Source organism: Paenibacillus prosopidis (assembly GCF_003337375.1).
Taxonomy (GTDB): Bacteria; Bacillota; Bacilli; order Paenibacillales; family Paenibacillaceae; genus Pristimantibacillus; species Pristimantibacillus prosopidis.
The window spans coordinates 117,117-128,566 of the sequence record NZ_QPJD01000011.1 but is presented as its reverse complement, the minus strand read 5'-3'; the positions used below and the strand labels follow the sequence as shown (position 1 = coordinate 128,566).

11 protein-coding genes are annotated in these 11,450 nt (G+C 48.4%); all 11 read left to right on the top strand.

What is annotated here, in order from left to right:
• Positions 1–119 precede the first annotated feature (119 nt).
• The 11 genes from atpG to DFP97_RS18020 all read left to right on the top strand — a co-directional run bounded on the left by atpG (position 120) and on the right by DFP97_RS18020 (position 11,449).
• Positions 120–980 carry an ATP synthase F1 subunit gamma gene (gene atpG / locus DFP97_RS18070; protein ID WP_114381590.1) on the top strand — a complete coding sequence of 287 codons (861 nt, stop codon included), beginning with the start codon at positions 120–122 and terminating at the stop codon, positions 978–980.
• A gap of 77 nt (positions 981–1,057) precedes the next feature.
• On the top strand, positions 1,058–2,464 hold the full coding sequence (atpD, locus tag DFP97_RS18065) for a F0F1 ATP synthase subunit beta (protein ID WP_114381589.1): 1,407 nt from the start codon (positions 1,058–1,060) through the stop codon (positions 2,462–2,464).
• A 21-nt stretch (positions 2,465–2,485) separates the two neighbouring features.
• Positions 2,486–2,884, top strand: a complete 399-nt coding sequence (locus DFP97_RS18060; protein ID WP_114381588.1) for a F0F1 ATP synthase subunit epsilon — start codon at positions 2,486–2,488, stop codon at positions 2,882–2,884.
• 237 nt (positions 2,885–3,121) lie between these two features.
• Positions 3,122–5,344, top strand: coding sequence for a methyl-accepting chemotaxis protein (locus tag DFP97_RS18055; RefSeq protein ID WP_114381587.1), 2,223 nt, complete (start codon positions 3,122–3,124; stop codon positions 5,342–5,344).
• Between the two features lie 128 nt (positions 5,345–5,472).
• A complete protein-coding gene (locus DFP97_RS18050) occupies positions 5,473–7,086 on the top strand; it encodes a spore germination protein (protein ID WP_181873573.1) in 1,614 nt (537 codons plus the stop codon).
• A complete protein-coding gene (locus DFP97_RS18045; RefSeq protein ID WP_114381585.1) occupies positions 7,083–8,336 on the top strand; it encodes a Ger(x)C family spore germination protein in 1,254 nt (417 codons plus the stop codon). The genes DFP97_RS18050 and DFP97_RS18045 overlap by 4 nt, the downstream gene beginning before the upstream one ends.
• Before the next feature lie 9 nt (positions 8,337–8,345).
• The gene (locus tag DFP97_RS18040; protein ID WP_114381584.1) at positions 8,346–8,588 is read left to right on the top strand and encodes a hypothetical protein; all 243 of its coding nucleotides are present in this window, start codon (positions 8,346–8,348) and stop codon (positions 8,586–8,588) included.
• A gap of 5 nt (positions 8,589–8,593) precedes the next feature.
• A complete protein-coding gene (locus DFP97_RS18035) occupies positions 8,594–9,817 on the top strand; it encodes a GerAB/ArcD/ProY family transporter (RefSeq protein ID WP_114381583.1) in 1,224 nt (407 codons plus the stop codon).
• A 98-nt stretch (positions 9,818–9,915) separates the two neighbouring features.
• Positions 9,916–10,287, top strand: a complete 372-nt coding sequence (locus tag DFP97_RS18030) for an NADH-quinone oxidoreductase subunit A (protein WP_114381582.1) — start codon at positions 9,916–9,918, stop codon at positions 10,285–10,287.
• Entirely contained in the window at positions 10,272–10,790 is a 519-nt protein-coding gene (locus DFP97_RS18025; RefSeq protein ID WP_114381581.1) for a NuoB/complex I 20 kDa subunit family protein, read from the top strand. Before DFP97_RS18030 ends, DFP97_RS18025 begins: the two co-directional genes overlap by 16 nt.
• Positions 10,787–11,449 (top strand): NADH-quinone oxidoreductase subunit C, encoded by a 663-nt coding sequence (locus tag DFP97_RS18020; RefSeq protein ID WP_114381580.1) that lies wholly within the window; start codon positions 10,787–10,789, stop codon positions 11,447–11,449. The genes DFP97_RS18025 and DFP97_RS18020 overlap by 4 nt, the downstream gene beginning before the upstream one ends.
• The last annotated feature ends 1 nt before the right edge of the window (position 11,450 follow it).

Sequence of the window (11,450 nt, the reverse complement as noted above, 5' to 3'; positions counted from 1 at the left end):
GATCTAATCGTAAAATATTCAACTTCAACAGCGGCCGCAGGCAATAGTCCTGTTCGCAGTCCATGTCTTCAATAAGCAGCTTTAAGCAAGCTCCAAGGCAAAAAAGGCGGGTGAAACAAATGGCAAAAGGCATGCGTGATATTAAACGCGAAATCAAGAGTAAACAAAACACGAAGCAGATCACGAAAGCGATGGAGATGGTCGCGGCATCCAAGCTGAGACGCGCGCAGGAAGCTGCGCAAGCATCCCGTCCTTACGCGCATAAGCTGAAGGAAGTCGTAGCGAGCATCGCAGCCGGCACGAAGGATGTGAAGCATCCGATGCTGGAAACACGGACGATCAAGAAAACGGGTTACCTCGTTATTACATCGGATCGTGGTCTTGCGGGCGGTTACAACTCGAATATACTTCGTAAAGTAACGCAAACCATTCGCGAGAAGCATAAATCTGCTGACGAATATGTATTGTTCGTTATCGGACGCAAAGGCCGGGATTATTTCCGCCGCCGCAATATGCCGATCGTAGAGGAAGTAACCGGTTTGCCGGATGCTCCTACATTTGCGGATATCAAGTCTGTCGCATATACAGCGGTTAAGAATTTCGCTGAAGGCGCTTATGATGAGCTTTACTTGTACTATAATCAATTCGTTAACGCGATTACTCAAATACCGACAGAAACACGTTTGCTTCCACTTGAAGAAGTGGGCGGCGGTGCATCTGTTGCGTCGTATGAATATGAGCCGTCACCGGAAGGCGTACTGGAAGTATTGCTGCCTAAATATGCTGAAACGCTTATTTACAGCGCAGTTCTGGACGGCAAAGCAAGTGAGTTCGGCGCTCGTATGACTGCCATGGGAAGCGCAACGAAAAATGCGACGAAGATGATCAATCAATTGACGCTGACTTACAACCGTGCGCGACAAGCGGCGATTACACAGGAAATCTCCGAGATCGTCGCGGGGGCAAACGCTCAATCGTAACTATTCTCTGCAAAGGCTAGGAGCTTGTGATAAGCTGACCGGCGTGCAGTAACAAGAAGGAACCAGGAGGGAAAACCATGAAAAAAGGACAAGTTGTATCCGTCATGGGTCCGGTCGTAGACTTAGAGTTCGAACGCGGCAATTTGCCGGAAATTTTGAACGCTGTCAAAATCGAGCAAAAGGGCGAAGTAGGCGGCATAGATATTAATCTGACGCTTGAAGTAGCCGTTCACCTCGGTGACAATAAGGTACGTGCCGTAGCTATGAGTACGACTGACGGTCTTGTACGCGGTATGGTGGCTGTTGATACCGGCGCACCAATTACTATTCCGGTTGGAGCTCCAACGCTCGGCCGCGTATTTAACGTACTTGGCCAACCAATCGACGAAGCCGGCGTTGTTACATCGCCGATTAATCTTCCGATCCACCGTGAATCGCCTGCTTTCGACGAGTTGTCCACGCAAGCGGAAATTCTTGAAACAGGCATTAAAGTAATCGATCTTCTCGCACCATACGCAAAAGGCGGTAAAATCGGTCTTTTCGGCGGCGCGGGCGTAGGTAAAACGGTTACGATTCAAGAGCTTATTAACAACATCGCTCAAGAGCACGGCGGTATTTCCGTATTCGCAGGCGTTGGTGAGCGTACTCGTGAAGGTAATGACCTTTACCACGAGATGAAAGATTCCGGCGTACTTAGCAAAACTGCGATGGTATTCGGACAAATGAACGAGCCGCCAGGCGCACGTCAACGCGTAGCTTTGACAGGCCTGACAATGGCTGAATATTTCCGTGATGAAGAAGGTAAAGACGTGCTTCTGTTCGTCGATAACATCTTCCGTTTCACGCAAGCAGGCTCCGAGGTTTCGGCCCTTCTAGGCCGTATGCCTTCCGCGGTAGGTTACCAGCCAACGCTGGCAACTGAAATGGGTCAATTGCAAGAGCGTATCACGTCGACGAAAAAAGGTTCGGTTACTTCGATCCAAGCGATCTACGTACCTGCCGATGACTACACGGATCCAGCTCCTGCAACGACGTTTGCCCACTTGGATGCAACGACAAACCTTGAGCGTAAAATTTCCGAGATGGGTATCTTCCCTGCGGTAGATCCGCTCGCGTCTTCTTCCCGTATCCTTAGCCCTGATATTTTGGGCGACGAGCACTACAATGTAGCTCAAGGCGTTAAGAGAATTCTTCAGCGCTACAAAGAGCTTCAAGATATTATCGCGATCCTTGGTATGGACGAGTTGAGCGAAGAAGACAAATTGACCGTTGCCCGCGCACGTAAAATTCAACTCTTCTTGTCCCAACCGTTCCACGTTGCTGAACCGTTCACAGGTATCAAAGGTAAATACGTGCCTGTTAAAGAATCCGTTCGCAGCTTCAAAGAAATTCTCGAGGGCAAACATGACGACCTTCCGGAAGAAGCTTTCCGGTATGTAGGTGTGATTGAAGAGGCCGTGGAGAAAGCCAAAGCGCTGCAATAGCGAAAGGCGGGAGGAATCCACATGAGTACCTTTTTGGTAGAAATCGTAACTCCTGAGCGTAAAGTATACGCGGAGACTGCGAACATGGTTAGTGTAACGGGTGTTGAGGGTGAGCTTGGCATTTTACCAAACCACATTCCGCTTGTGACGCCGCTTCGTATTGCTCCCGTTATCATCAAACGCGACGGTAAAGTTGATGTTTTGGCGGTAAGCGGAGGCTTCATCGAAGTACGCAAGGATAAGATCGTTATTCTTGCTGAAAGCGCGGAGCTTGCGACCGACATTAACGCAGAGCGTGCGGAAGCCGCTAAACAGCGTGCCGAGCAGCGTCTTGCTGCAAAGCGTGACGAGGTTGATTACCGCCGTGCAGAGCTGTCTCTGCAGCGTGCTATGAACCGTCTGAACGTAAGACAAAAATAAGTTTATTAATCAAGCACCGCTCACGCCTTTATGGCGTGGGAGGTGTTTTTTTATTTAAACCATACATATTGTGTTATTTTATCTAACACTAATGTTCTTGTTTCGGGACATTTTCGACGTAATTTAGCTATATGTTTCTTTTTTCGCCGAAAGTTCTAATATTTTGAATGATTTCCCTATATTCATATGTTAATATAGTTAACATTAGATACCAAAGTTTGGGCAGGGGTGAGCCGTATGTTTGATTGGTTAGGTGCGAAGGTAGGATTTCCGCTCTGGATTTCATGGCAATTGAACAAGGATTTGAAGGCGGATGTGGAGCAAAGCTTCGAGGGCATTGCGGAGACGCGCAAGGAGCTGCTTACTTCATGGGCGACGGATTATTGGAATCATATGGGCCGCTTAGGCGAACAATTGACAGCGTTGCTCGAACAAGATCAAAAGTCTTCTGCTTCCTCTGTTCACACACAACTTGAAAGATTATTTGAAAGAACGTATGCACGAGCAATTGACATGACAGAGCTATTCTTTCTAGATACGCACCAAACCGTCGTTAGCTCTACCTCCGCAGCACACATTGGAGCTACATACGATTCGAGCAGCTGCTTACAGGCAGGACTTACTTATTCGAATCAAAAAGGCAGGCTGCAGCCTTGTTTATTCGGGCCCTACAGCGATCCGATTACGCTGAAGCTAGGAGCCCGTTCCTCATCCTTTCACGACAAAATGACGCTGTTGTTCATTCTTCCTCTGATGGCGGGCGGTGAATTTGCCGGAACGTTATGCGGCCGGGTGCCTAACGATGTATTGGGCGATTTGATTCAGCGGGAGTCGGGCCACGTATATCCGGATTCCGGCGATAACTATTTGTTTATGGCAAAAGCCGGCTTGAATACGCAAATTGAACCTGGAACCGCATTGTCACGCAGCCGGTTTGAGGACCGCACCTTCACACATGGTGAAAACCTGAAGGACGGCGTAAGGACAGATTGGGGCACCGTGTCCATAAAAGAGCATACGGAGCTCGAAATCATATTCACCGATCCAGCCACCGGACAATTGCATCCCGGTGTAGCTAATACGATCCGTAATGGAAGCAACTTGTTTGTCCAGTTTCCCGGCTACTCCGATTATCGGCATATTTCCGTTATCGGCAAGGGTGTTACCTTACAACTGCCGCATTGTCCGGATAAATGGGGCATGATGTGCGAGGGCGATTTGGAGGAAGTATACCGCATTCGAAGCATCGGCTGGAGACAGCGTAAGCTGCAGCTCATATCGGTGCTCAGCTTAAGCATTTTGACTGTGCTGCTCGTCATATTCCTAGCGATGAATGCCTCTCCTTGGGTGACAGCGGCAGCGGCAGGCGCCTTTCATTTGTTATTCGGCTTGTTGTTCAGCGGAGTATTCCAGAGGAAGGAATCGAAGCGCGTCGTTCAGCATTTGCGTAAAATAAACGGCTTTATCCGCATTAACGCTGAAGGAAAAGGCGATTTGACGCAGCGTCTGGCGCTTACCGATTTTGATAACGATGAATCAAAGGAATTAGCCAAATGGATCAACAATATGATCGATTCCTTGGAAGGCATTATGCTTCAGGTGAAGCTTGCTTCCGCCGATGTACTATCCAGCCAGCATGTGTTGAATGAATCGGCGGCTGTAACCGCTGCATCAACGGAACGGGTCAGCGGCAAAGTAAATGACATGATCGGAAGCATAAGGCTGCAATTAAAGGATATCGACATGGCAAAGGATGCGGCAGGCGATATGCGTTCGACGCTGCGGCTGATCGAGGAGCAAGCAGCGGAGCAAATAGCGGTAGCGAAAACAGAAGTCGACCGGATCGGAGATAAAATGCACCATATCTCGGCGAAGGTCGGAGAAACGAATGAGACCATCCATAAATTTATGCAGACGGTACAGGAAATTCAAGGTGTTCTCCAGGTCATTGAACAAATATCCTCACAGACCAATTTGCTGGCGCTTAACGCTTCTATAGAGGCAGCCCGAGTCGGCGAGCAGGGCAGAGGCTTTGCCGTTGTTGCGGCAGAAATTCGCAAGCTGGCCGAAATGACGAAAAAGTCGACCGAAGAGGTTCATGTTATTACCCGGCACATTTATGATGAGGCCAAGCAAGCGTATGCCTCTATGGATGAAGGAACGCGCGTCGTTGAGGAAGGCAACCAGCTTGTCGCGGCTGCAGCAAGCACGCTTGCTGCAGCACATGCCGAAGATCTTCGCAAAACGCAGGTGGTTGACGAGGTTGTACAGCTGATGGAGAGAATTGCGTTAGTGAGCAGGGAAAACCGCAAGGTTTCCTCTGATGTGGAAGGGAAAGTAAACGAGTTAATCGGCGAAATGACGAATGTGCGGCAAACGTCGCAAAGCGTAGAGTCGATTACGACGCTGCTTCAGCAGCTTGTCGGACAGTTTAAGCTTACCGATTCCAGAATTAGATAGAGTGATCTAATAGAGCCGCAGGAAAACCGTCATGAAACGGACCTGTGGCTCTTTTGCGTACATAATTATGCCATGGAAGAGTTATCCTAAGACGGATAACTATGTCCAAACGGAAAGGAGAGGGGTATATGTTTCGATCCTATATGCGAGGCAAAGGACGCGGCAGCAAGAAAGCTGACAAAAGGTCTGTGAAAGCGGAGAAGCATGAGGAGCAGGCGCTAGGTAATTTTACGGGGCAGCCCCTTTCCGTCTCATTGCAACAAAATATAGACAGGATCAATTTTGAGGTTGGCGGGAGCCAAGATATTATTTTACGGAGGCTGAAGCTGACGGACGCCGGAAATACAGAAGCGCTGGTCGTTTATATACAATGTATGGTTGAAGAAGAAAGGTTAAATAATTTTGTTATTCGACCGCTGCAGAGGAAAAGGTTTTCAAACGAATCGAAGATTCAGCCAAGTGAGTTTCTAGAAGTGGTAAAGAGCAGTCTGTTGTTAACGGGAATCGTTATGGAAATAAACGACTGGAAGATGCTGTTTCAAAAACTGTTTTTGGGTTATTCGATCATTATGATCGATGGTGCGGCAAATGCGATTGCAGCAAATGTTATTGGCGGACCAAAGCGCGGTGTTGAAGAGCCAAAAACCGAGATGGCTATTAGAGGTCCGAGAGAGGGCTTCACAGAATCGATTCGTTCAAATTCGGCATTGATCCGTAGAAAGATTCGCAGTCCTAAGTTATGGTTGGAGCAGTTGACGATAGGTGAAATTTCCCAAACGCCAGTCTGTATGATGTACATTAAGGGATTGGCCGATGAAAATGTGCTTAAGGATTTGCGGGAAAGATTAGAAGCTATCCAAATTGACGGGATATTGGAATCCGGATACATTGAAGAGCTGATTTCGGATCAAATATGGTCGCCGTTTCCTACCGTGATGTATAACGAGCGTCCCGACGTTATAGCAAGCAATTTACTTGAAGGTCGAATCGCAATACTTGTGGATGGAACCCCATTTGTCCTGATTGTGCCAGCGGTATTAAATATGTTCTTCCAGGCGGCAGAAGATTATTACCAAAGCTTTGATATTTCGACTTTTTTGCGAATGCTCCGCTTTGTTTCTTTCTTGATCGCATTGCTGATGCCTTCCATATACGTCGCGATAGTCCACTATCACCAGGAAATGATACCGACGCAGCTGCTGCTCAAGCTGGCTGCCCAGCGGGAAGGCGTTCCTTTCCCCGCTTATTTGGAAGCTTTCATTATGGAGCTTGTATTTGAAATATTGCGGGAAGCCGTTGTTCGAATGCCGACTGCAGCAGGTAATACGATCTCCATAGTCGGAGGTTTGGTTATCGGACAGTCTGTCGTTGAAGCAGGCATCGTATCGCCGGCAGTCGTCATTGTCGTTTCCTTTACGGCAATTGCCAGCTTCGTATCGCCTGCTTACAGCCTTGGAATAGCTGCGAGGCTGCTTCGGTTTTTTTTGCTGCTGGCCGCATCCACGCTCGGCTTTTATGGAATCGGGCTAGTCGTATTGCTGCTGCTGCTTCATCTTAGTAATTTAAGGTCATTCGGCATGCCGTATATTAAACCGTTTGCTCCGTTATATTTGAAGGATCTGAGGGATACGCTGGTGCGGGCACCGCTCTGGATGTTGCGGCAACGTCCGCAAAAGCTAGCCGAGAAAAATCAAGTAAGGCAGCAAATAAAGACAGAACCCCGGAAGGAGCCGGAGCAATGAGCGGCATAAAGTCACGTATGCGGCTGCCTGAAATAAAGAAAATGGGGAGAAAAGCTATTTTTTTATGGGCCGTATGTATGCTGATGCTGTTAAGCGGATGCTGGGATTTACGCTATCTGGACAAGCTTGGAGTCGTACTCGCGATGGGTGTGGATGATGACCCGTCAGGCAAGCAGAAGCTGCGGTTGACGGTGCAGGTCGTCTTGCCGCAAAACGTTGCCGCTGAAAGCAAGGGCGGAACAGGAGGGACGCCCGTAACGACTTTTACAGAAACGGGTGATACGATATTCGAAGCCATACGCAAAATGAGTGCAAAAACATCGAGAAGACTCTTTTTCTCGCATACGCAAATGTTAATTATCGGAGAAAAGATGGCACGTAAGGGCGGAATTATCCCGCTTGTCGATTTAATTGAAAGAAATCCTGACATTCGAACCGATATTTCGGTTGTGGTTACACGCGGCGTTCGAGCCGAGCGGCTGCTGCAAATGACGACGCAGATGGAATCGATTCCGGTCAATCAATTCCATGAAATGATTGATGTCAATCAGGAAGCCTATGCGATGAACTATGCGGTATTGGTTAAGGATTTGACGAAGCTGACAGGGAAAGGGAAGCAGCAGGCGGTTCTTCCTTCCTTTCGGATAGTGGGCGATAAAGCTGCAGGAAAATCAGTCGATAATGTGAAAACGATTCCCGCTGAAGCGATTCCCGCATTGAGTACGATGGCCGTATTTCGCGACGGGAAGCTTGTTGATTATTTGAAGCCGAAGGAATCAAGGGGACTCGCTTGGCTGCAAAATAAAGTAAAAAGCACCGTCATAAAGCTAGCTTGTCCAGAGTCAAAAGGAAACTTAATTGTAGAGGTTCATGAAGCATCGATCCAGTATAAAATCAAACAAAGTAAAGATGGCATGCCTGTTGTACAGGCGAAGCTCGAGGTAACAGGCAGCATCCAAGAAATTATGTGTCCGGGCATTGATGTGATGGATGAGCAGGTGCTGAATGAGATAGAGGAGCTTACGAGTCAAGCGGTGAAGAAAGAGGCGGAAGAAACGATTCGAAAAATGCAAAAGAAATGGCGGGTGGATGCGCTTGGATGGGGGAAAGAGGTCTACCTTCAACAGCCGGAGGTTTGGAAGCGAATAGAAAAAGACTGGGAGACTGTATTTCCAGAGGTGCAGCATGAAGTTGTCTGCAAAACGAAAATTTCTGGATCGGGTGTACGTGGTGAATCTATCGTGAAATGAGTGATCAATATGCTGGCTATAATTATTATGACGATGCTTGCCGCAGCGACAGCGACGGTCATATGGATCCGCAACGGAGCAAAGCAGCTCTTCCGGGAAAGGGGATGGGCACTGTTCATTTTGCTGACAGGAACCTTGCTTGCTATAGGATTACTGCTCCGCTTGCCGGTTCCGAATCCAACAGACTGGATTATGACTATTTTCTCGCCGGTATATAAGCCCATTGTCGGCTGGGTTGAGAAGGGACTGTAATCAAAATGAGTAAATTTGCCGGGATGAACAATGCGCAAATTACGTCAAGTCAATGCGCAAAGCTTTTATTTCTGTTTGCGCTGGGGAGCGCGGTGCTTATTCTTCCAACAGCCATAACGGCCATTGCCAAGCAGGATGCGTGGTTATCGGTGCTGCTGGTCGGACCATTCAATTATTTCATATTGATCGTCTTCTTGGCGCTTGCTGACCGCTTTCCGAATATGTCTCTTGCACAATACGCGGAAAAGGTGCTTGGCGTTTGGGCGGGTAAAGTACTCACGTTAACGTACTTGCTGTTATTTCTATTGCTTAGCGCGCTTGTATTGCGAAATATTTCTGATTTTATAGGTCTCTCCGTACTGCCGCGAACACCCGTATGGTTTGTGGATGTGACCTTTATGATTGTTGTAATATACGGCGTTTTCCTCGGGATCGAGACGATCGCCCGGACTGGCGAAATATTGTTTGGATGGGTAATGTTCGTCTTTATTATTATTCTTGTATCGTTGTTTAATCAATTTGATTTTCATAACTTGGAGCCTTTTCTATATGAGGGAATTGTAAGGCCGCTCAAAGGCATATATCCGGTATTGGGGTTTCCAATCGGTGAATTTGTGTTTATCACAATGATATTTCCGCTTGTGAGCAAGCAGGATCGCGCTAAGCTGCGAAAGTCACTGAAGCTGTCCGTTCTATTACTTGTATCAACAAGTGTTCTTCTAATTGTTTTTTTGATTGGCGTAATGGGCGCTGAAGAGGTAAGCAGAAGTCCTTTTTCCGTATATGATTTGGCCAAAAATATTAATATCGAGGAAATCCTGGTCCGCGTTGAAATTTTGGTCGCAATGGTATGGGTCGGAACTGTATTTATAAAGCTTGCTTTGTGCGTATATGCATTGACCGTCCTAACGGCACAAATGCTTAAGCTGTCCACTTACCGGCCGCTGGTTGTACCCTATGCTTTTGTTATCGTGCCGCTCTCGATACTGGCGTATCGTAACGTTGCACATGCTAAAGAGTTTGCGACTGGAGTGTGGACGGTATACAGCTTATTTCAGGGATTTGTTCTGCCGCTATTGCTGCTTGTCATTGCAGCGATTACTGGAAAACGGGACAGCAGCGATGGAAGCTTTCCCGAGGTGAAGAGATCGGACGGCGGTCATACGGAGGATGGTAACCCGACTGAAGGAGCCGCGGATTTAGAGGGCAAGGAGCCGTCACGGGCTTAACTCCATCATAGACTATGGTGGAAGCATTTGTTATAATTGTGAGGAAAAATTGACAAGCGGCAACGGTCCATACCAAACCTATTGACGGAGGCGATCATGTGGAAAACTACGCCAATAACTATGTCGTCGTGGCTATTTTTATCGTGCTGGGCATCCTGCTGCCGGTTGTTGCACTGACTGTCGGCCGTCTGCTGCGACCGAATAAGCCGACCGAGCTGAAGCAAACGACCTATGAAAGCGGCAATGAGCCGGTTGGCGAAGGACAGGTCCGTTTTAACATCCGCTATTACTTGTTTGCGTTAATGTTCGTCATTTTTGATGTCGAAACCGTTTTCTTATATCCTTGGGCCGTCGCATATAATAAGCTCGGCCTTTTTGTGCTCGTTGAAATGATTATTTTTGCGGGAATGCTGCTTATTGGTCTTCTATATGCCTGGAAGAAGAAGGTGCTGAAATGGAATTCAGTTTAGAGTCGATTTCGCTTGAGGAACGCAAAGAGCTGGAGCGCAACGTGTTCATGGGAACACTTGAGCAATTGAAAGCTTGGGCCAGGAGCAATTCGTTATGGCCGCTGACGTTCGGTCTGGCTTGCTGTGCGATAGAAATGATGGGAACGGGAGCGTCGCATTACGATCTCGACCGCTTCGGCGTTATGTTCCGCACTTCTCCGCGGCAATCCGATGTAATGATCGTTGCAGGTACGGTAACTAAGAAGATGGGTCCACTGCTGCGCCGTTTGTACGATCAAATGCCTGAACCGAAATGGGTTATTGCGATGGGCTCGTGCGCAACTGCCGGCGGACCGTACATCAAATCGTACGCCGTCATTAAGGGCGTCGATCAGATCGTGCCTGTTGATGTGTATATTCCCGGCTGTCCTCCTAATCCGGTTGCACTTATCTATGGCATTAACAAACTGCAGGAGAAGATCCGCTACGAAGCGAAGACCGGAAAGCGGGTGACCGGCCGATGAGCGAGGAGCAGAAGAATAAGGAGAAAGCGCTTACGGATAGTGAGGGAGCATCTCCGGTTGATCCTGAGCGCGAGGCGAAGCTGAAGGCGGCGGCGGAAGCGCGCGCTGCCCGGGCGGCAGCGAAGGAGAAGGCAGACGCCGAGGCGGCGGAAGCGGCTCCGCCAGAGCCGAAGCCCCCGTCTCCGAAGCAGCCTGAGCTGGATGCGATCGTTGCGTTGATCAGGCAGCAGGCAGCTGACGACGCGGTAGAGGATGCTTATGTGAATGAATTAAACGGAGATATGCCGACCGTTATCGTAAAAAATGATCATTGGCGCAGCGTTTCGCAGCTGCTTAAGCACAATGAACAGCTGCAATTTAATTATTTGCGCAATGTATCCGGCGTCGATTACGAGTCGCATATGGAAGTCGTTTATCATATGGTTTCGCTTGGCAGTAAACGGGAAGCGGCGATTAAGGTGAAGACGGAGCGGGACGGAGCATCCGTCTATTCCGCGACACCGGTCTGGGCGACCGCTAATTGGAACGAACGAGAAATTTTCGATTTGCTCGGCATCGATTTTCCCGGGCACCCTGATATGCGCCGTATTATGATGCCGGACGATTGGGTCGGCCATCCACTGCGCAAAGATTATGAACCGTTAGACTCGGAGGTGTAAG